Origin of the sequence: Streptomyces sp. NPDC050704, from assembly GCF_040654355.1 — a bacterium.
Taxonomy (GTDB): Bacteria; Actinomycetota; Actinomycetes; order Streptomycetales; family Streptomycetaceae; genus Streptomyces.
Genome location: NZ_JBFAHW010000009.1, coordinates 1 through 19,582, shown reverse-complemented (window position 1 = coordinate 19,582; position 19,582 = coordinate 1). Strand labels below are relative to the sequence as shown.

Sequence of the window (19,582 nt, the reverse complement as noted above, 5' to 3'; positions counted from 1 at the left end):
CGGTTCAGACCAGACCGAACTTCTCGGCGTGCACCTGTCGCGCAGGACCCGCAGGTCTCGTAGGTCGGCGAGCACGGCCCTGGTCATGGCAGGCGGGCCCGCAGACGTACAGGTCGCGTTCGGTGATGTCGGCGATCAGCCGGTGCAGGCCGCCCGGGCCGAACGACGCAGTGCCGCCCTCGCCGGTTCTGCCGGTGAGCGGGTGCAGCCGTCCACCCGTAGTGTCACCAGGTGGCGCACCTCGTTCAGTTGCACGACGACGTTGCCGGGCCGGGTCCGGAGCAGCGAGGTGAACGCCCCGTACGGTCCCTCGACGAAGGCGCGGCTGCCGACCGGGACGTTCCGCAGCCGGGCGCCTCCTCCTCACTTGTCGTGGGCCGGCTGGTCGGATGCCAACCGACGGGGAGGGGTGTGAGCGAGATCAGCATGCCGGACGGACGGCAGACAGTACGCTGAGTCCAGTGGGATCGGGCCCGCAGAACAGCGTCCGGGAGGTGCTTCATGACGGCCGAGATGGTGGCCCCTGCGTGGATGCATGAGCAGATCACGGCGGCAGAGTACGAGTCCTGGTCCGAGGAGCAGTGCGCCGGTATCGAGATCGTGGACGGGATGGTCGTCGTGAGTCCGAGTGCGTCCAAGCGGCACAACCGTCTGGCCCGGATTCTGGCGAACGCCCTGGATGCCGCCGCGGGCCCAGAGTGGAACGCCGACACCGACTTCGACGTCCGGCTTCAGGACGTCCCGCTCACCAATCGCCGCCCCGACGTCGTCGTGTACCAGGCCGACACCATCGACATCACCCCAACCCGCCCCGAGCACGTGCTGCTGGTCGCGGAGGTGGTGTCGCCAGGTTCGGAGACCACCGACCGGATCGTGAAGGTCGACCAGTACGCCAAGGCAGGCATCGGTTTCTACTGGCGGATCGAGCAGGCCGCGACAGGCGTTCCCCTCGTGTACACCTACGTTCTCGACCCCGCGACGAAGAACTACCGGGACGGAGACGTGTTCACCGGCGTCCTCAAGGTAGTGGCCCCGTTCCCGGTGGAGATCGACCTCGGACAGGTCTGACCAGGCGCTGCTCGGCAGCCAACAGCGCGTGAGCGATGCGTGAGCGGACGGTCCGACACAGGGCAGCATGAGCCGGATCCAGTGGCTCGCCGGGCCGTTCCGACCAGGGGAAACAGCACCGCGCGGCAGCGCCGGGCACCACCTGGCAAGGACGCGATCCCTCCTGAAGCGGGTGTCGCAGGTTCGAATCCTGCCGGGGGCACTGTGCCTGAACAGGCGCGGACTCCCGGCCGCCCTCCTCCGCACCATCGCGCTCGGGCCCTGTTTCGAGCGCCCTGTTTTCAGAGGTGGCGGGGACGCGCGGCACGATCCGGGCAGCGGCTTCCCCGACCGGCCGGTCCGGGAGCGCGATGACCGTGGACGCATGTCGCACGTGACCAGCCGCCTACGATGCGGGCATGTCATCGTCTGGGATCGCTCCGGAAAGCCGTCGCGGGGGAACGAGGTCGACCGGCCTGGCGCCGGCACGAGCGGATCGGATCATCAGAGCACTGTCGTGGTGGTGGGCGTCTGCGCCCCTCCTCCTGTTCACCCCGGCGATCGCGCATGCGATGGGGTTGCCGGACGCGAGACAAGAGATCGGCTGGGCGTTCGGCCTGATGGCCCTGTTCACTGCCGTGCTTGCGCCGGCAGCGGGATTCGTGGTGGCTCGGGTTGGGGACCGGCGAGAGGCACGCGGGCGATTCCTCATCATGGCCACGTTGTCCAGTGCGTCGATTCTCTTCATGTTCTTCGGAGTGCTGTTCCCCGAGTGCCCGGACGGATACCACTGCTAAGAGCTGCCTCGTAACTGCGGTCGTAGGTGGGATGATCTTGGGGAGTCCGGCGTGATCACGGCTTCGGAGCCGACCTGGACAGCCCCGTTCACGGGGCTGAGCCCGCGCTCCTTCGGAAAGCTGGTGACCTGGCTTCGCCGAGAAGGTGCCGATCCGGTCCGGAAGGGCCGCCCGTGGAGTCTTCCGCCGGAGGACCGGGTGCTGCTCGTGGCGTCGTATTGGAGAACGAACTTGACGATGTGACAGCTCGCCCCGCTCTTCGGCATCTCGAAGTCCGCGGCCGGCCGAATCATCTCGCGGGCCACGATCCCGTGGAAGCGGAGACCTGGGCCGCGCGAATCCCGAGCTGGAGCTCGGCACCGGACGCCGGCGTGGACGTCTTCGCGAGGCCGACACGAGGGTGTGGACCGAGATCGCCCCTCACGCAGTCCCACGGGATCAGAGCCAAGCAAGCCCGTTCACTCCGCAGGCGCCGAAGGCCACAATCGGCAGATGACTGCTCCCAGCGTCAATGACCAACCGCTCGACAGTCTTGGACAGATGTCGGCCGCCACTTTCACCGTCGTACGCGGCGCGCAGGAAGCCGACGTGATCCGGCTCTTCGGCGGCCAACCCGAGCAGGCCCGCCAGGTCACGCTGGCCACGTTCCCGACGGACCACGACATCGAGCGCATCGCCGTCTCCCGGTCAGGATCGACGGTCGTCGTCCTGGAGGACAACGGCTACCAGGGTTCCCGCGAAGAGGTCTTGCGCCCGCTGTCTCAACTGGGGCGCGCAGCAAGTGCCTTCTGGAACGTCAACGCCCACTCCCAGCTCAGTCTCGCCGAGGAAGGCCTCATCCTCTCCTCGTTCGACATGCTGTCGCCCGACGACATCTACGGCACGCGCCCCGACGCGTGGCGGCCCCTACTGCAGGGAATCAGCTTCGGCACCCCCGACTGGGGCGCAGGGCTCGCCGCCCTCCAACGCGCCACCGGTGCGCGCCTGGACGCCGCATGGGTGGCCGGCCCACACCTGGCGGTGGACATCGTTCCGGCACGACGGGCCCTGGTCCCCCAAGAGCTCGTCGGATCACCCCTGTTGCAACAGGAGCCGTTCGCGAGCTACGTGACCGACCTCGGCCCCCACTTGCTGCCGCAGATGCAGCGATACGCACTCGAACTGGCGATCTCCCACGCCGGCATCTCCGATCACGCCTTGGTCGTTGCGGCCCTGGAAGCGAAGGACACTCCCGCTGTCGCACGGGAACGCCTGCGGGACGAACTCACCACCGCGTACCACGAAGGTGTTTATGAAGGGCGCCGGCTCAGAATCACGGACCCTGTTGACAACCTCCCTGAGTGGGAACTTCCTTCGCACCTCGCTGCCCGCCGTGCCATCGTCCTCCACGCCCTGGCGGAATATCTCGCCCCAGATCTGTCCCACGACATGGGTCACCACGACCCGGAATACACACTGACTGCAGCGATGACCGGCGAGGGCGACGACACCAAGCGCTTCTGGCTGCTTCATCGTCTCTACAAGGCATCCCAGCCCACCTGAAGGCACGACAGCGACCTGCATCCGTCACGGAAGCCGGCCGACAGCCACCACTCAAGTGCCCCTGGCCGGAACGTATTCAGCACATATGAGGACGAGAAAGCCTGTGAACACGTCACAGCGCTCGCCGGCCGTCCGCTCGTCGGCCCACAGCCGGGCGCACACTCAGAAGAGCGTGCCAGGCGGCGCTGCCCCGCACGGACGACACCACGGGCACGGACAAACGCCGGCGGTCGCTGCTGTACGACAACTACCGCGCCTGTAGGGGACGGTGGTCGGCTACAGCTGCCCACGGCCCTGGCCGTGGCCGTGGCTGCGGCCGTGGCTGCGGCCGAGTGTGCCGGTTGATGGCGGTGCTCACCCGCGGATCAGGCCCAACTCGCTCGCGCGTACTCCGGCCTGGAAACGGGAGCCCGCGTTGAGGGTGACGAGCAGTTCGGCGACCCTGCGGCGGTAGGTGCGCAGCGACATGCCGAGTTCCCGTGCGGCTGCCTCGTCGGTGACGCCGGAGGTCAGGGCGCGCAGGACGCTGCCGGTCCGGGCGTCGATCAGGGGCCGTTGCGGACTGAGGACGGCGGCGAGGTCGGTCGCGCTCTCCCAGGCGGCTTCGAACAGCGCGTACGCCCCGTCGACCAGGGCCGGCGCGGCGCTCATGGTGTACGTGCGGTGCCCGCGAGCGGCCGGTGCGGACGGGATGGGACTGGTGAAGATCATGGTTCGCCGGTCGATGAAAAAGGTTCCCCGGGACATCGGGGTGCCGGTGATCCGGATCTGCATGCCGTGGGCGGCCATCTCGCGCAGGGCCTCCCGGTCGCGCTCGTCGGCGAGCACGGCGGGGCTGTACAGCTTGCGGGCCCGGACCGCCCCGTCACGACGCATCGTCAGGCGGGCGGCCTCACGCGCACCGGGCCAGGTGTCGAAGTCGCGGGCGACGTTGACCCACTCCACGTCGTCGGACTCCGTCAAGGGCTTGATCCGCGCCCAGAAATCAAGATCACCGCGGAGCATCACGACCTGTGGCATACGTCCATTATGCCGGTGGCAGCAACATGCCACGGACTCGTCGGCCTGTGCAGGGCCTCGCAGGCTGGAGCTCATGAGCAATGACTTCCGCCTCGGCGGCGACCTCCGCGTCAACCGGCTCGGCTTCGGCGCCATGCGCCTGCCGTCCAAGGACGGCATGGGCGGTCCCGCCCGTGACCCCGAGGTCGGCCGTGCCGTACTGCGGCGCGCCGTTGAACTCGGGGTCGACCACATCGACACCGCCGACTTCTACTTCAGCGCCGGCGGTACGGTGCGGGCGAACACCCTGATCCGTGAGGCCCTGCACCCCTACCCGTCCGACCTGGTCATCGCCACCAAGGTGGGCCCCGTCATCGGCCCCGACGGCCTCTCCCACGGAGCCCCGGCCGACATGCGCGGCTTCGTCGAAGCCAACCTCGACGGCCTGGGCGTGGACCGCCTCGGCCTGGTCTACCTGCGCATCGGGGCAATGACACCCCCGCACGGTGAGTCCCTCGCCGAGCGCTTCGAGGCGCTCGCGGCGCTGCGTGAGGAGGGCCTGATCCGGCACCTCGGCCTCAGCAACATCGACACCGGCCATCTCGCCGAGGCTCGCGCCATCGCACCCGTCACCGCCGTGCAGAACCACGCCGGGCAGAACCACGCCGGGCAGAACCACGCCGGCCATGGCGACGAAGCGGACCTCCTGGCCGCCTGCGAGGAGTCCGGCATCGCCTTCGTGCCCTTCTTCCCGGTGGGCGGCGGTCGGGAACCCGACGACGAGCGTCTTGCCAAAGTGGCGGCCCGGCACCGCGCCACCGTCCCCCAGATCGGCCTGGCCCGGCTGCTGGCCTCATCACCGGTGGCCCTGGCCATTCCGGGCACGGGGTCCCTCCTCCACCTGGAGGACAACATGGCTGCCGCCGCGATCGCCCTCACCGACGAAGACCTCGCCGACCTCTCCTGACATCGCACATGAACCTTGACATCACACACGAACCCTGGCATCGCACACGAAAGAAGCCCCTGTCATGAAGCTGCTGATCCTCGGTGCGACCGGTCCCACCGGTCGTCATGTCGTCGACCTGGCCGTGCGATCCGGCGACTCGGTCACGGCCTTCGTCCGCAATCCGGCGGCTCTGGGTGATCTGGCCGAGCAGGTCACGACGGTCACCGGCGACGCCACCTCGCAGCGCGACCTCGCAGCCGCCGCGGTCGGGCACGATGCGATCGTCTCCGCGCTCGGCAGGGGGAACTCGGTGCGCACCGACGGTTTCTTCACACGCGCCTCGGCGGCCGTGACAGGTGCGGCCCGGGAGGCGGGTGTCCCCCACCTGGTGTGGCTGTCGTCGTTCGGTGTCGGCCACACCTTCGGCTGGTCGAGCGGTGCGCAGAAGCTGATCTACGGCACGCTGCTGCGGTCGGTCTACGCCGACAAGGCGATCGCGGACGAGAACATCCGCTCCAGCGGGCTGGACTGGACCGTGGTGTACCCGACCAGGCTGACCCACGGCCCCGCCAAGGGCACCTACCGGGCGGACGACCGGCTGCCGATGAAGGGCAACCCGACGATCAGCCGCGCGGACGTGGCCGCCTTCATGCACACGGCGGCACAGGGCAGCGAGTGGATCCACCGCACCGCAGTGATCTCCGACTGAGTGCCCAGAACGCCGACAGCACCGACAACGAGGACAGCGGGACTATGACAGTCGTTATAGGCGGGTGTAATCTACCGAGGTCTATAACGACTGTCATAGGAGGATGTCATGACGATCATCACCGTGAACGCCCCGAAGGGGCGCCTGGGCCCGGAGCGGCGCCGCGAGCTGGCCGAGACGCTGACGGACGCGGTACTGGTGCCCGAGGTGGGACAGTCGGCTCCGGCCGCCCGCGTCGGGTTCCAGGTGCACTTCGTCGAGCGCGGGCGGGACATGATGGCGATCGGCGGACGACTGCTTTCGGACGCCGACCAGGAACTCGACGTGATGGTGATCGACATCGCGGTCATGGACGCCGCGTGGCAGCCGAACGTACGAGCCCAGGTCATCGAGCGCGTTCTGGCCGCACTGGCGGCGGCCTGCGGACTGGCGAAGCCGTCGCCGGCGTGGTGGGTCAACTTCCGCGTGATCAACGAGGGCAGCTGGGGCTCGTCCGGGGGCGTACTGTCCGTCCTCCCGCTCCTCGACAGCGGGGTCTTCACGGAGGAGAGGATCAAGGCCGTCCGCGCCGCACTGGGCGCCTGAGACGCCTGTGTCACATCCCCGACCGGCTCAGTCCTTGATCATGGTGAGGATCAGCGCCTGCAGTTGCTCCGCAGTGCGGTCCAGGGGCTCGATGCTGCGCTTGGCGCGGCACATGGCCACGGTCCCCTCTACGGCCGCGACGACGAGAGTGGCGAGCTGGACCGCCTGCTCGGGCCCGGCGCCATGCTCGCGCAGCGAGTCGGACAGCAGGCTCTCCCATGCGGTGAAGACGTCGGCAGCGGCCACCACGGCGGGGGGCGTCTCGTCAGCGGGCGGCTCCTCGATGGAGACGGCGAGAACCGGGCAGCCCGCCCTGAAGTCACTGTCGACGACGATCTTGCGCCACAGGGCGAGGAACGCCCGCAGCCCGGCGACCGGCCCCGCCTCCAGCTCCTTGCGCAGACGGCGCGCGACCCACTCGCCCGTATAACGGACGGCCTCGGTGGCCAACTGCTGCTTACCTTCAGGGAAGTAGTGATACGTCGAGCCGAGCGGCGCCCTGGCGTGCTTGGCCGTCTCACGGATGCTCGTCGCGTTCAGACCGCGCCGGCTGATCATGTCGGCCGCACCGGCCACGATCCGCTCGCGCGCCGCCGGGCTGGGCTTGGTCACGTACACGATCCCTTCCGACCCACTGGATATAACGACCGTCATAGTCTAGCGTGACCGTCGCTTATAACGACTGTCATAGAGCTGCGTCGTCGACCTGACCGACGACGAGCGGAACAAGACGAACGAAACAAGGAGAGGTATGCCATGCCGATGATCCGGCTCACGGCCCCGGCCGGCGCCCTGACCGAGCAAGGCCGCCAGAGCGTCCAGCGCGACCTCGCCGCCGTACTGCTGCGCTGGGAGGGCGCACCCGACACGGCGTTCTTCCGCGCCCAGGCGTGGAGCTACCTCACCGAACTGCCGGACGGCGCCCAGATCACCGCCGAGGACGACGCGACGCGATTCCTGGTGGAGGTCACCGTCCCGCAAGGGGCCCTGTCCGAGCGCCGCAAGGCGGGCCTGGTCGAGGAGGCGACCAAGACCGTCCTGGCCGCGGCCGGCCTCGGCCAGGACAACACCCTGCGGGTGTGGGTGCTGGTGCACGAACAGCCCGAGGGCACCTGGGGCGCCGGCGGCTCCGTCATCCGCTACGCCGACCTGGTGGCACTGGCGAAGGGACAGCGCACCGATGCGTGAACTGACCTATGTCGCCAGGCGCACCGTCGAGTGGCGCGAGACGCCCGACCCGAAACTCCAGTCCGACGGGGAGGCGATCGTCGCACCGGTGGCAGCCACCTCCTGCGACGTGGACTCCTCCATCCTGGCCGGTCACGGCTTCGTCGACCCGCCCTTCGCCCTCGGCCACGAGTGCGTCGCCCGGGTCGTCGAGACCGGCGACGCCGTCACCGCCGTAGCTCCCGGCGACCTCGTCGTCGTCCCCTGGTCCATCAACTGCGGCACATGCGAGCGTTGCCGGGCCGGGCTGACCGCGCACTGCACCGCCGTGCCCTACATGGCGATGTACGGCGCACCGATCGGCGGCAGTTGGGGTGGGCTCTTCTCCGACCTGGTCCGCGTGCCATACGCCGACGCCATGCTGGTCCCGCTACCGGCCGGCCTGGACCCGGTCGCCATGGCTTCGGCAAGCGACAACTGGTCCCTGGCCTGGCGCCTGGTCGCCCCGCACCTCAAGGCCCGCCCCGGAGCACGCGTCCTGGTCGTCGCCCGCGGCAGCATCGGCCTGTACGTCTGCGACATCGCCCGCGCGCTCGGCGCATCCGAGGTGCTCTACGTCGACCCTGACCCCGAACACCGCACCCTGGCACGCGCGTTCGGGGCCGCCACCGCCGAAGCCCTCGACCCGATCCCTCAGGGCTACGACATCGCCGTCGAGGCCACCGGACGCGTCGACCAACTCGCCCTGGCCGTCAAATCCCTGACCCCGGAAGGGATGTGCGAATCGGCGGGCAACCACTTCCGTCCCGGCGAACTGCCCCTGCTCGACATGTACCTCAACGGCGTCACCCTGCGCATCGCCCGCGACAACGTACGCGCCCACATCCCCGACGCCCTCGAACTCGCCGCCTCCGGCAAGGTCGCCCCCGAGAAGGTGGTCTCCCACGTCATCGACTGGGAGGACCTGCCGACCTCGCTGCCTGAGAGACACCTCAAGCCCGTCTTCGTCCGGGCCGATGACTGACCCCACCCGGCCAGCGACCGCAGCGACGTGGTCGTCCATCGCAGTGGCGACATCGGAGGGGTAGAGGAGGCTGAGGAAGGAGGGAGCAACGACTGTCTGCTTGACCGGACGGCTGGCGACCTTGAGTGCGGCCCGCAGATAGGAATTTGACGTACACCGAGCCATCGGTGCCGGCGCCCTGATCATTGCCGGTCTTCATGGTCACGTAAAACCGCGGTCCGTCCGCCATCTCGATCCCTTCCGGCAGAGTTTTGTCGCCATCAACTGGCAGTAGCGGCAAGGCAATCCTGGAAGACGCCGGGCGACAGTGGCCGGGTCGAAAATGAGTTTGACCATTCCGCAACGAGAGCGACCCCTTTGCCGCGCGACGCGTCGATCGCCGACGCGCCGCAGGTGCGGCTCGGCGCCGTCCGCGCCGGGTGCCCGGCCGTGTGACGGCGTCGAAGCACTCGTGCTGCTGTGTCCGCCGCGGGAGTGGGCTCGATGAGTGGATTCCCGGAATTGATTCCCGTACGAATAGCAATTCACCGAAGATCACAAGAAGCGTGACTCTTTCTTCCCAGACGCATTTCCCGTGAGAAGTAGACCGCCAGGTCACCACAGACTCACGGTTCCAACTACCACGTCCCGTCACAGCTACTGATACGGCAGCAGGAGTCGGGCGGGGTCATCCTCGGCCCGGATCTCCTTCGTTCCTCTGGCGTACTGGTGGCAGAATTCCACCGGCTCTTCGAAACTGAGCGTCATCACGGCTTCCCCACCTGGCATCGGTACCGCAGATCCCACGGCGTAGTGATGGCGCGTCACCTCGTCCAGCGGCTCGGCCGGCTGCGTCGAAGCCGGCGTAAGAGAGCCGACGCCCTCACTACCGGGCGTTCCCTCCACGATCCACTGGGCACGCAGCTCGACAATCCCTGGCTCTGGACATATCCAGCTCAAGCGCGTGACGCACAGGGCGCCAGAGTTGAACCACGAGCTCCAGCCTCGGCCGTCAGCGAGTAGTCCCAGCTCGGAGGTTTCCATGACCCCGTAGGAGAACGGGGCGCTGCTCCAGTGACCTACCAGCAGATCATCCACATGCATCGGCAGATTCTCGCTCATCAGGAGATTGTCCCGGCCGGCTCTTTCAGTACCCGGTCAGGTAAACCACGCGAGGCCCCCACCAGCGACAAGGACGCCGAGCACGGCGCCGGCCATCACCTGGCCGAGGGTGTGGTCGCGCAGAGCAACGCGCGATCAGCCGGAGGGCCACCACCCACCAGGCACTGACGCCGATGGCCGGCATCGCGATGGTCCTTGCGCGACTCCGCCAACAGCGAGGTGCCCATGGCGATGACGACACCCGCGACCAGCAGGGCCGTCAGGAGGGAGGGTCGTCCGCTGGATCACCGGTCGGACCCGTCGGGCCGCGTGGTGCCGTCCCCGACCAGCGCCCCCTGGGTGACGCGGGTGTCCAGGACGGCGTGTCCCGTACGGCGCTCGGCGCGCAGCACGGCGCGGGCCGCCGCGAGAACCTCCTGGTCCGCCGCCACGCCGGAGCCCGCCAGGACCTGGAGCAGCCGGGTCCACCACACGTCCGGGTCCGACTCGAACGCGTCCAGCACCCGTACGCCGTAGCCGCTCCCGCCGGTGCCGCCGTCCTCGCTCTTGGCGCCGGCCCCGCTCAATCGCCGGCGGATCGCCTCTTTGAGCCCGGTGTATAGGTCGTGGACGGCTCCGCGCGCGGAATCCGTGCGGCCTGGCGCCGCCCCTGTGGCCAGCGCGACGGCCACCAACTCGACTTCGGTCACGGGAACCCCCTTCGGTTGTGCGGGTTGTGCCGGTTGTGCGATGTACTGCCATCACCGTGGCCGGGGGTGCTGCAATGTCGATGAAGTTCCGATGATGTGCGGAGGCGGAGGCGGAGGTTTCGGGTGGACGACGGATCTCCTGAGCTGCTTCGGATCGAGGTGCTCGGGCCGTTACGGGCCTGGCGGGGCGGAACACCACTGGATCCGGGGCCGGTCAAGCGCCAGGCCGTGCTGGCCGCGTTGCTGCTCCGCCGGAGCGCTGTGACGAGCCATGAGCAACTGCTCGACGCGGTGTGGGGGCCGGAACCACCCGCGGGTGGTCGCAAGGTGCTGCCGACTCACGTCAACTCGCTGCGCAGGGCGCTCGACACGGAAGGCACCCGGCCCGCGGAGTCCGTGATCCGCAGCGGCAAGGGCTGGTACCGCTTCGTCGTCGAGGACGTCCGGCTCGATACGGCGGACCTGGCCGAGCAGGCCGATGAGGCGATGCGCACCATGGCGTCGGGCGAACTGGCCACCGCGGAAGACCAGTTGTCCGCGGCGCTCAGGCTGTTCCAGGGCGAGCCCTTGGCCAACGTTCCGGGACCGTTCGCACAGGACGAGCGGCAACGGCTTCTGGAGCGCAGGCGAACGCTCCGGCTTGAGCGGCTCAAGTGCCTGGTTCTGCTCGGCCGGTTCGGCGACACCCTCGACGACCTCACCGGCCTGAGCGTGTCGGACCGCTACGACGAGTCGCTGCTGGCGTTGCGCATGCGGGCCCTGTACGGCTGCGAACGTCAGGCGGAAGCGCTGAACGCCTATGCGGACATGCGCGTACGACTGCGTGACGAGCTCGGAGTCGATCCCGGTGAGGAGCTCCGCCGGGTGTACGAAGCGGTGCTGCGTCAGGACGACGCCTACCTCCTCCGTCCGGCCACCCCTCCCCCGCCGCGACGGCCCGCTCGCCCGCCACGCGACAGCACCCCGCCCGCGCCGGCCGAGTTGCCGCACGACGCCGCGGGATTCACCGGCCGCGCCGGCGAACTCGCCAGTCTGCACGCGCTGCTTCCGCCCGAGCAGGGCCGGGGTTCGACGAGCACCGTGGTCATCTCCGCCATCGGCGGCGCCGCCGGCATCGGCAAGACCGCGCTGGCGGTGCACTGGGCGCACCAGGTGCGTGAGCGCTTCCCGGACGGTCAGCTGTGTGTGAACCTGCACGGATTCGATCACGACCGGCAGCCGCTCGAACCCGGCGAAGCCCTTGAGCTGCTGCTGCGGAGCCTGGGACTCGCCGCGTCGGAGATTCCCGCGGACGAGGAGACTCAGGCACGGGTGTACCGGACGCTGCTGGCCGGCCGGCGCCTGCTGGTCCTGCTGGACAACGCGGCCTCGGCGGATCAGGTCCGTCCGCTGCTCCCGGGCAGCCCCTCCTGCTGCGTCGTCGTCACCAGCCGCAACCGGCTCGGCGATCTCGTGGTCCGCGACGGGGCGCACGCCCTGCCGTTGGACCTTCTCCTGCCGGCCGAGGCTCGCGCGCTGCTGAGTCAGACACTCGGCGCGGACCGGCTCTCGGCGGAACCGCTCGCGGTCGACGAGTTGATCCGGCTGTGCGGCAGCCTCCCGCTGGCGCTGCGGGTGGCCGCCGCCAGGCTGGCGGGCGATCCTGGCCTGCGCCTGGCGGACCTGGTCGCCGAGATGTCCGAGGGCAACCGGCTGACGGCGCTGGAGCCCGACGGTGACGAGAACTCCCCTTTGCGGGCGGCCTTTTCGGTGTCGTACCGGGTGCTGCTGCCCGCGGCGCGTCGGCTGTTCCGGTTGCTCAGCCTGTTTCCCGGGCCGGAGTTCACCGCCGAGGTCGCGGCGGCCCTCCTGGACACGCCGGTCCCGCAAGCCCGGCGCCTGCTCAGTGCGTTGGCTGCCGCCCACCTGATCGAACCGGTGACGGTGGGCCGATACCGGTTCCACGATCTGCTTCGCGAGTACGCGCAGGAGTGTGCGCAGTCGGAGGAAACGGCGGCGGATCGTGACGCCGCGCTGGAGCGGCTCCTGATCTGGTACCTGCACGCCGCTCGTGCCGCCGCGGGGACCGGGCTCTTTCCGGAGCTGCCCGGCCAGTTCCGGCTCGGCGAGCACCCGGGCGTACCCTCGACCACCGAACCCGAACAGTGGCTGGACGCGGAACGAGCGAATCTGCTCGCCGTCATCAACCATGCCGGCCGCCACGGCCCCCGCCCCGTCGCCTGGTACCTGACCTCCGCGCTGTTCAGCCACTTCTGGGTCCATCTGCCGCGGAAGACCTGGCAGGCCCTCGCACAGACGGCACTGGACGCGGCCGAGGCCGAAGGCGACCTGTTCGGACAGTCCGCGATGCACTCCAGCCTCTCAGCGGCCCGGTGGGACCGGGGGCATGTCCGGCAGGCGATGGAGCACGCCACGCGCGCGCTGGACATCAGCCGGAAAATCGGTTGGGCGAGGGGCGAGGCGTCCGGCCTCGGCCTCAGGGGCTTCGCGGCATGGAGCATGGCGCGCCTGAACAGTGCGCACGACGACTTCACCGCCGGCCTGCGCATCTTCCGTGAGACCGGGACTCGTTACTTCGAAGGGTTCGGGCTGACCGGCCTCGGTATGGCCTGCCGGGACCTGGGGCGGCTGCATGATGCTGCCGGTCACCTCGAACGTGCCGTCGACCTCAGTGCGGAACTCAGAGGGTGGGACAACAGCTCGGCTATGCAGATTCTGGGCGGGGTGTACTGGGAACTCGGCCGTCTCGCCGCCGGGCTCGACCTCCTCGGCCCGGCAATGGCCTCGCACGAAGGGGCCGGTTACCGCGACGGCCGGGCGATGATGCTTGACGCCCTCGCGAAGATCAGTCTCGAACTCGGCCGCCACGAGGAGGGGTTGGAGCGGGCCGAGCAGGCCTGGGCCATGGTCGATGACACGAGGCGGCACTGGATTCAGTCCGGCATCCTCAACACGATCGCCACTGCCCATCGAGAACTGACACACCTGGACCGGGCCCTTCAGGCCGCTGAGCAGGCACTCACCCTGGCCCGCGAGGCGAGATTCAAACGAGCCGAGGCCGACAGCCTCGTGGGGCTCTCCCTCACGCATCAACGTCTGGGCCGCCACCACCAGGCCCGCACCCACGCCGAGCAGGCCCTGCGCCTCGCCCGCGATCACGGGTTCCGTGTGGTGGAGGGCCAGGCCCTGACCGTCCTGTGCGGTACAGCGGAGTCCGAGTCGGCATACGCCGCAGCCGTCACCCTCGGCCAGGAGGCGCTGGCGATACACCGTGAGACCGGCCACCGCCTCGGTGAAGCCCGCACCCTCGTGGCACTCGCCCGCGCCCTCCGGAAGACCGACGACGACGCTGCCGCCGAACCCATGAGGCGGCAGGCGTTGGACATCTTCTCGGAGGTGGGTGTGCCGACGGAGGGGGCGAGGTCGTAGTCGGAGGCTGAGGCATTGTCAGACCCCTCTGCCACGATCGGCGCATGGGATTCTTCGATGATCTGGTGCTGCCGGAGGAACCGGCCCCCGAGCGGGCCGTGTTGGTCCGGCTGGGACCGCCGGGAGAGGACGACGGGCAGTACGCGCCGCCCGTAGACAGGTTTGCGCCGGTGCTGCTGTCGCAGCTCGGGGTGGCCGGTGCCGGTCCGCACACCCGGGTGCTGCTGACGGGATGGTCTCTGTGGCCGCGTGCCGCCACCTTGCATCTGTCGGTCTTCCGCAAGACCCGTTGGCAGAGCGCGGACGCCCGCCGGCAGTCCGGACTGCGGGTCGGCCTGCTGTTCTCCGACGGCCGCCGGGTGACCTCGCTGGACGGCACGGTGCAGCGGGAGGTGCGGTTCACGGCGTCCTCGGGGCAGGAGACCGTGGCGGCGACGCAGCAGGCGGTCGGGCTGATTCCGCTGGATCCGGGGCTGCATCAACCCCGCCGGTCCCTCTTCAAGACCGACGTCGACCTGTATCTGGCGGAACTCCCACCCCCCGGCGAGGCACAGCTGGTCGTCGAATGGCCGGACGAGGGCATAGCCGAGACACGCACCCCGGTCGACGTGGCGGCACTGCATGCCGCGTCGGCGCGGGCACTTGAGGTCTGGCCGGGGATCGAGCCACCGGATCCGTCGGAGCAGCCGAGCTCCTTCGCGCACCTGGAGGTCAGCGGGCCGCCCGGCTTTCTGGCGCCGCCCCTGTCCCGGCACCAGCGCGAGGAGCTGCGCCGTCAGGAGGAGGAGCGCCTGCGCTATGTGCCGCGGGCCGACTGGCAGCAACTCGGGTACCGGGACTGGGGAGATGCGGCGCTGGTCAGGGCCCGGCTCGACGGGGGCGCGCCGCCCGACGCCCGCGTCGGATGGCAGGGCACCGGCCCGCTGCACCTGGCGGCGGAACAAGGGTCGGCGGAGGCGGTGGCCGCGCTCCTGGCGCACCACGCGCCGACCGACGCACGCGACGACGACGGGCACACGCCGTTGTGGTACGCCGTCTGCAGCGCGGACGAGGGCAGCGTCCGCGCGCTGGTCGACGCCGGGGCTGATGTGTGGACGCCGCAGACAGGGCCCTGGTCGCCGGGCCGGCTGCTGCTGACCACGTCGCTCGCGCCGCTCGTCGCGGGCCTGCCGGGGGCCCTGGAGCTGCCCGCCGAGGAGGCCGCCGCCTTCCGGGCGGCGGACGCGCTCATCGCGGCCTTCGGCGAGCAGGATATGTGGACCGAAGGGCTCGGCATCGCCTTCGTACGAGATCTGAGCGAGGACGAGCTGATCCGACGGCTGGGCGCCGACCCCGCACAGTGCCCGAAGACGGACCCCGAGGACGCGCCCTTCGACCCGTACGACTACGACGAGTCCCTCCGCTATGTCGGCGTGACAAGCGTGCCCGGCGACCCCGGCGGCTGCGTGATCACTCAGGACGGGTACATGCCGAGCGACGGCGCCGTGCTGCAGGCGATCACGGCGGGCACCAGCGCCTACGGGATCTACTTCAACCCCAAGGGCGGGAAGTTCGGCGCCCTGGCCCGCGACGGAGAGATCGTCGATGGCGAGGAGATCGGCCTCCCGCCGCACGAGCCGGAACCGCCCGCCCACTGGCACTTCCGCTTCTGGCAGCACAAGCACACCTACCCCTACGGCGCCGACACCCTTGCCTATGCCTGCGCCGCGGCCGGCCTGCGGATCAGCGACGGCCGGGCAGCGGCGGACCGCCGCGCCCCGCGCCGCTGGGTGGCACTGCCTACGCGGCTTCAGCGCTGAGTGCACGGCAGTACTGCCGCACGGCAAGTCCGCGGTGGCTACCGGGGTATGGCCGCGTCCTCGGTGTTCTTCGTCCGCCTCCGTTCCCGGACCAGCGAGACCGCGATCACCAGTGCGGCCACGAGCACGGAGAGCAGCACCTGGCTCCGCCCGCCGCCCTCCTTGTCGTCGGTGAGCATGTAGACGAGCACGAACGAGATCATCGCGATCGTCGCCCACGTCAGATAGGGGAACAGCCACATCCGGACGACGAGCTTCTCCGGGCTCTCGCGCAGGATGATCCCCCGCATCCGCAGTTGCGAGAAGCAGATGACCAGCCATACGAAGAGCGCGACCGCGCCCGAGGAGTTCAGCAGGAACTGGAACACCGTGTCCGGCCACAGGTAGTTGAAGCCGACCGCCACGAAACCGAAGGCCACGGAGGCCAGGATCGCGGTCTGCGGGACACCTCGCGCGTTCGTCCGTACGAAGGACCGCGGGGCGTCGTTGCGCTGCCCGAGGGAGAAGGCCATCCGGGAGGCGGTGTAGAGGCCGGAGTTGAGACAGGACAGCACGGCGGTCAGCACGATGAAGTTCATGATCTGGCCGGCGTGCGGGATGCCGATCGAGTCCAGGGCCGCGACGTACGAGCCCTTCTCGGCGATCGCGGGGTCGTTCCACGGCAGCAGGGTGACCACGACGAAGATCGAACCGACGTAGAAGACGCCGACCCGCCAGATCACGCTCCGGGTGGCCTTGGCGACCGCCCGCTGCGCGTCCGAGGACTCACCGGCGGCCAGGGTGACTATCTCGCTGCCCATGAAGGAGAAGACGACCAGCAGGATGCCGGTGAGGATCGTGTCCGCCCCGTTCGGCAGGAAGCCGCCGTGCTCGGTGAGGTTGCCGAAGCCCGTCGCGGCGTGGTCGGAGCCGGGCAGCACACCGAAGATCGCCAGGCCGCCCAGCAGGATGAAGCCCCCGATGGCGACGACCTTGATGCCGGCGAACCAGAACTCGAACTCGCCGAACGAACCGACCGAGACCAGGTTCGTGGCGGTGAGGACCACCATCACGATCAGTGCCCAGGCCCACTGCGGTACGGCCGGCACCCACCCTTCCAGGATCACGGCACCCGCGGTCGCCTCCACGGCGAGTACGACGACCCAGAAGAACCAGTACAGCCAGCCGATCGAGAACCCGGCCCAGCGGCCCAGCGCCCGGTCCGCGTAGGCGGAGAACGAGCCCGAGGTCGGGTTGGCCGCGGCCATCTCGCCGAGCATGCGCATCACGAAGACGACCAGGGCGCCGACCAGGGCGTACGAGAGCAGGATGCCCGGCCCTGCGGCGGCGATACCGGAGGCGGAGCCCACGAAGAGGCCGGCGCCGATCACGCCGCCGATGGCGATCATGGACAGATGGCGGTTCTTGAGACCGGCCTGCAGACCTGCCTGCTCCGGAGGCCCTCCACCGGGGGGTGGAGCGGTGGCGGTGGCCAGGGAATCGGGGGGACGTGTAGTCATGGCGACATCCATTGGGTGGTTGGGACGGAGGGCCGTGCGGGGAGGGCCGTGCGGGGAGGGGCGGCCATGGGCCCTGAAGATTCCCGAAAGCGTTCACGGTGCTGGGCGCGGTATCCGGATGCCGTACGGGTGACGGGGTCGTCACCGCACGTCCGTGCTTCGCTCCGTCTCCTCGTGAGAGGCGGTCCGCATCACTTGCGGAAATGGATTTGCGCAAGCGTATGGAGGGCCATGGGGTGATGTGTTTGTGGAGGTCGACAGACTCGCACCCGATGGCTGTGCGACTGGCCAATGCGGAAGCCGGATCGGATGGTGGGCGGCGGCGGTATCAGCTGGTGGGCAGCGTCAGGTGGTGGGCGGCAGCCGCAGCTGGAGCATGGCGAGCAGGCGCTGGTCGGGACGGCCCAGGTCGAGGCCGGTCAGCTCCTCGGCCCGGCGAAGGCGGTAGCGCAGCGTGTTGGGGTGCACATGCAGTTGGGCGGCGGCCGCCCGTACGTCACCGAAGGAGTTCAGATAGACCAGCAGGGACTCGGCCAGGCCGCCCTGGTGCCGGCCGTCGTGCGTGACGAGGGCGGTCAGCCGTGGATCCCGTATCTCGGGATGGCCGGAAAGCAGCGTCAGGATTTCGCTGACCAGTACTTCCGCCTGGATGTCCGGCAGCGCGGCGACCGGCGTGGACACGTCGGCCCCCACCATGGCGTCGAGGATGCGGTCGGCCTCGCGGCGCGACTCCGGGACGTCCCCGAGCCCGGACACCACGCAACCGACCGAGCCGCGCAGCGGCAGGCCCAGATGGCGGCGCGCGGCGTCGGTGATCTCCCGGCCCCAGCCGCGCAGCGTGTCCGTGTCGATGCTGCGGGGCAGCTGCGGCAGGAGCACGTAGATACGGGGATCGACCTGGGTGACCAGTGCGCTGCGGTGCCGGGCGGCGATGTGCACGGAGACCAGGTTGGTGACCTCGGTGTGGGTCAGCTCCGGCGCGGCGACGACCTCCGGAGTCTTGGCCGCCTCGGTGGTCCCGTACGAGAAGCCCAGGACGGCGGCCGGGCGGGTCGCGTCGAATCCCAGGTGGGTGGCGAGCGGCTGGGGCCCGGTGCTGCCCTCCAGGAGTCCGACCAGCAGGGTCCGGGTGAGTGTCAGGTCCTCCGAGAGCTCCCGCCGACGGCGCACCAGGTGGAGCGCGGCGACCCGGGCGGCGCCCAGCAGCGCCTGCTCCGAACGGTCGGACAGCGGCGTCGAGCCCTCCTGCACCCAGATGGTCCCCAGTTGCCGGTCCCCGGACCGGATGGCCACCGCGAGCCGGCGGCGGATTCCCAGCTCGGGGTGGCTGTCGATGCTGATCACCTCGTCGCTGGCGTGCAGGTGCTGGAACACGCCCCACTCGCGCAGCTTCGCCAGATACGCCTCCGGTCCCTGCCAGCCGAGGATGGAGCGCCGCCGCAGGTCGTCGATCTCGTCGGAGTCGGTGGAGCGGGAGTACGCCAGCACCCGGTTGGCGGCGTCCTCGATGCTGACGATGCCGCTGGTGAGGACAGCGGTGGTCTGGGCCAGCGAGAACAGGTCGCCCTCCTCGGCCCCGGCGCCGAAGTGGCCGGGCGGCGCGTCGTCGAGGGCGGCGCGGGCCAGCGCGTGCACCTGTTCCCAGCGTGCCTCGCCGCGCAGCGAGAGCAGGGCGACCCCGGCCTCGGCGGCGGTCTCGCTGACGGCCGCGGCCTGGCCGGGACCGTCCAGTTTGACCACGACGGCGGCGGCTCCGTCGCGCCCGGCGGCCCGCAGCGCGGGATGGGCGGCTCGGCCACGGGCACCGATGACGAGGACCAGTTCGCCCGGCTGGGCGGTCGGCGGGTCCTCGGGATCGAGCAGGGCCACGCCGCGGATCTCGACGTCAAGGCCGGCGGGCGCGGCCTGCACCTCCACCAGCGAATCCCCCAGGGCCATCAGCAACTGGCGCAGGCTGATGCCCGCTGTGGTCGGGGGTACCACGGCCGAGTCCATGATCGTCGCCTCTGCTGGGAGCCACGCCGGAGCCCTGGCGCTCCTTCGGGCTCGAGTACGAACACGAGACTAAGCGCTCCACCGGAAGCACGGTGATGCCGTATCGACGTGCGGCTCCGCCGCGGGCGCGGGCCGGTGAGGGCCGGCCGCCCCTCCGTCAGGCGGCGGGCGCGCCTGTGAGGACCTCCACCCGGCCGGTGTCGAGGGAGTAGTAGGCGCTGACCACGGCCAGGTCGCCCTTCTTCACCAGG

15 protein-coding genes and 3 pseudogenes are annotated in these 19,582 nt (G+C 69.8%); 10 read left to right on the top strand and 8 right to left on the bottom strand.

Features of this window, described 5'->3' with window-relative positions:
- Positions 1–4: 4 nt before the first annotated feature.
- Positions 5–360 (bottom strand): annotated as a pseudogene (locus AB0I18_RS06890) (oxidoreductase); the annotation flags it as partial.
- 141 nt (positions 361–501) lie between these two features.
- On the opposite strand from AB0I18_RS06890, the gene AB0I18_RS06885 reads away from it, so the two are divergent.
- The 3 genes and pseudogenes from AB0I18_RS06885 to AB0I18_RS06875 all read left to right on the top strand — a co-directional run bounded on the left by AB0I18_RS06885 (position 502) and on the right by AB0I18_RS06875 (position 3,386).
- Positions 502–1,068, top strand: coding sequence for a Uma2 family endonuclease (locus tag AB0I18_RS06885; protein ID WP_363104318.1), 567 nt, complete (start codon positions 502–504; stop codon positions 1,066–1,068).
- 779 nt (positions 1,069–1,847) lie between these two features.
- Positions 1,848–2,084 (top strand): annotated as a pseudogene (locus AB0I18_RS06880) (hypothetical protein); the annotation flags it as partial.
- Between the two features lie 252 nt (positions 2,085–2,336).
- Complete coding sequence (locus tag AB0I18_RS06875) at positions 2,337–3,386, top strand: DUF6461 domain-containing protein (protein WP_363104317.1); 1,050 nt, start codon at positions 2,337–2,339, stop codon at positions 3,384–3,386.
- Between the two features lie 354 nt (positions 3,387–3,740).
- Here AB0I18_RS06875 and AB0I18_RS06870 read toward each other — a convergent pair whose 3' ends face one another.
- On the bottom strand, positions 3,741–4,406 hold the full coding sequence (locus tag AB0I18_RS06870) for a DNA-binding response regulator (protein ID WP_363104316.1): 666 nt from the start codon (positions 4,404–4,406) through the stop codon (positions 3,741–3,743).
- 73 nt (positions 4,407–4,479) lie between these two features.
- Here AB0I18_RS06870 and AB0I18_RS06865 point away from each other — a divergent pair, with 73 nt between their 5' ends.
- From AB0I18_RS06865 to AB0I18_RS06855, 3 genes are all read left to right on the top strand, one after another.
- Positions 4,480–5,352 (top strand): aldo/keto reductase, encoded by an 873-nt coding sequence (locus tag AB0I18_RS06865; protein ID WP_363104315.1) that lies wholly within the window; start codon positions 4,480–4,482, stop codon positions 5,350–5,352.
- Positions 5,353–5,416: 64 nt separating this feature from the next.
- Positions 5,417–6,043: an NAD(P)-binding oxidoreductase gene (locus AB0I18_RS06860; protein WP_363104314.1), complete on the top strand. Its 627-nt coding sequence runs from the start codon at positions 5,417–5,419 to the stop codon at positions 6,041–6,043.
- Between the two features lie 108 nt (positions 6,044–6,151).
- On the top strand, positions 6,152–6,628 hold the full coding sequence (locus AB0I18_RS06855) for a tautomerase enzyme (protein WP_363104313.1): 477 nt from the start codon (positions 6,152–6,154) through the stop codon (positions 6,626–6,628).
- A 27-nt stretch (positions 6,629–6,655) separates the two neighbouring features.
- On the opposite strand, the gene AB0I18_RS06850 is transcribed toward AB0I18_RS06855, so the two are convergent.
- On the bottom strand, positions 6,656–7,240 hold the full coding sequence (locus tag AB0I18_RS06850; RefSeq protein WP_363104312.1) for a TetR/AcrR family transcriptional regulator: 585 nt from the start codon (positions 7,238–7,240) through the stop codon (positions 6,656–6,658).
- A 144-nt stretch (positions 7,241–7,384) separates the two neighbouring features.
- On the opposite strand from AB0I18_RS06850, the gene AB0I18_RS06845 reads away from it, so the two are divergent.
- Positions 7,385–7,816: a tautomerase family protein gene (locus AB0I18_RS06845; RefSeq protein WP_363104311.1), complete on the top strand. Its 432-nt coding sequence runs from the start codon at positions 7,385–7,387 to the stop codon at positions 7,814–7,816.
- Positions 7,809–8,819, top strand: a complete 1,011-nt coding sequence (locus tag AB0I18_RS06840; RefSeq protein WP_363104310.1) for an alcohol dehydrogenase catalytic domain-containing protein — start codon at positions 7,809–7,811, stop codon at positions 8,817–8,819. The genes AB0I18_RS06845 and AB0I18_RS06840 overlap by 8 nt, the downstream gene beginning before the upstream one ends.
- A gap of 636 nt (positions 8,820–9,455) precedes the next feature.
- On the opposite strand, the gene AB0I18_RS06835 is transcribed toward AB0I18_RS06840, so the two are convergent.
- Together AB0I18_RS06835 and AB0I18_RS06830 are read right to left on the bottom strand one after the other, a co-directional pair.
- A complete protein-coding gene (locus AB0I18_RS06835; protein WP_363104309.1) occupies positions 9,456–9,920 on the bottom strand; it encodes a hypothetical protein in 465 nt (154 codons plus the stop codon).
- Positions 9,921–10,204: 284 nt separating this feature from the next.
- Positions 10,205–10,609, bottom strand: coding sequence for a hypothetical protein (locus AB0I18_RS06830; protein ID WP_363104308.1), 405 nt, complete (start codon positions 10,607–10,609; stop codon positions 10,205–10,207).
- Positions 10,610–10,732: 123 nt separating this feature from the next.
- On the opposite strand from AB0I18_RS06830, the gene AB0I18_RS06825 reads away from it, so the two are divergent.
- Complete coding sequence (locus AB0I18_RS06825) at positions 10,733–14,038, top strand: BTAD domain-containing putative transcriptional regulator (protein WP_363104307.1); 3,306 nt, start codon at positions 10,733–10,735, stop codon at positions 14,036–14,038.
- A 44-nt stretch (positions 14,039–14,082) separates the two neighbouring features.
- Positions 14,083–15,837, top strand: coding sequence for an ankyrin repeat domain-containing protein (locus tag AB0I18_RS06820; protein ID WP_363104306.1), 1,755 nt, complete (start codon positions 14,083–14,085; stop codon positions 15,835–15,837).
- A 38-nt stretch (positions 15,838–15,875) separates the two neighbouring features.
- Here AB0I18_RS06820 and AB0I18_RS06815 read toward each other — a convergent pair whose 3' ends face one another.
- The 3 genes and pseudogenes from AB0I18_RS06815 to AB0I18_RS06805 form a co-directional block, all read right to left on the bottom strand.
- Positions 15,876–17,336, bottom strand: a complete 1,461-nt coding sequence (locus AB0I18_RS06815; RefSeq protein ID WP_363104305.1) for an amino acid permease — start codon at positions 17,334–17,336, stop codon at positions 15,876–15,878.
- A gap of 345 nt (positions 17,337–17,681) precedes the next feature.
- Complete coding sequence (locus AB0I18_RS06810) at positions 17,682–19,331, bottom strand: helix-turn-helix domain-containing protein (protein WP_363104304.1); 1,650 nt, start codon at positions 19,329–19,331, stop codon at positions 17,682–17,684.
- A gap of 157 nt (positions 19,332–19,488) precedes the next feature.
- Positions 19,489–19,582 (bottom strand): annotated as a pseudogene (locus AB0I18_RS06805) (carbonic anhydrase); the annotation flags it as partial.

Excerpts from the sequence above, each read along its gene's own strand:
- AB0I18_RS06885 (WP_363104318.1), top strand. The coding sequence starts at position 502 with ATGACGGCCGAGATGGTGGCCCCTGCGTGGATGCATGAGCAGATCACG.
- AB0I18_RS06875 (WP_363104317.1), top strand. The coding sequence starts at position 2,337 with ATGACTGCTCCCAGCGTCAATGACCAACCGCTCGACAGTCTTGGACAG.
- AB0I18_RS06870 (WP_363104316.1), bottom strand. The coding sequence starts at position 4,406 with ATGCCACAGGTCGTGATGCTCCGCGGTGATCTTGATTTCTGGGCGCGG.
- AB0I18_RS06865 (WP_363104315.1), top strand. The coding sequence starts at position 4,480 with ATGAGCAATGACTTCCGCCTCGGCGGCGACCTCCGCGTCAACCGGCTC.
- AB0I18_RS06860 (WP_363104314.1), top strand. The coding sequence starts at position 5,417 with ATGAAGCTGCTGATCCTCGGTGCGACCGGTCCCACCGGTCGTCATGTC.
- AB0I18_RS06855 (WP_363104313.1), top strand. The coding sequence starts at position 6,152 with ATGACGATCATCACCGTGAACGCCCCGAAGGGGCGCCTGGGCCCGGAG.
- AB0I18_RS06845 (WP_363104311.1), top strand. The coding sequence starts at position 7,385 with ATGCCGATGATCCGGCTCACGGCCCCGGCCGGCGCCCTGACCGAGCAA.
- AB0I18_RS06840 (WP_363104310.1), top strand. The coding sequence starts at position 7,809 with ATGCGTGAACTGACCTATGTCGCCAGGCGCACCGTCGAGTGGCGCGAG.
- AB0I18_RS06835 (WP_363104309.1), bottom strand. The coding sequence starts at position 9,920 with ATGAGCGAGAATCTGCCGATGCATGTGGATGATCTGCTGGTAGGTCAC.
- AB0I18_RS06820 (WP_363104306.1), top strand. The coding sequence starts at position 14,083 with ATGGGATTCTTCGATGATCTGGTGCTGCCGGAGGAACCGGCCCCCGAG.
- AB0I18_RS06815 (WP_363104305.1), bottom strand. The coding sequence starts at position 17,336 with ATGACTACACGTCCCCCCGATTCCCTGGCCACCGCCACCGCTCCACCC.
- AB0I18_RS06810 (WP_363104304.1), bottom strand. The coding sequence starts at position 19,331 with ATGGACTCGGCCGTGGTACCCCCGACCACAGCGGGCATCAGCCTGCGC.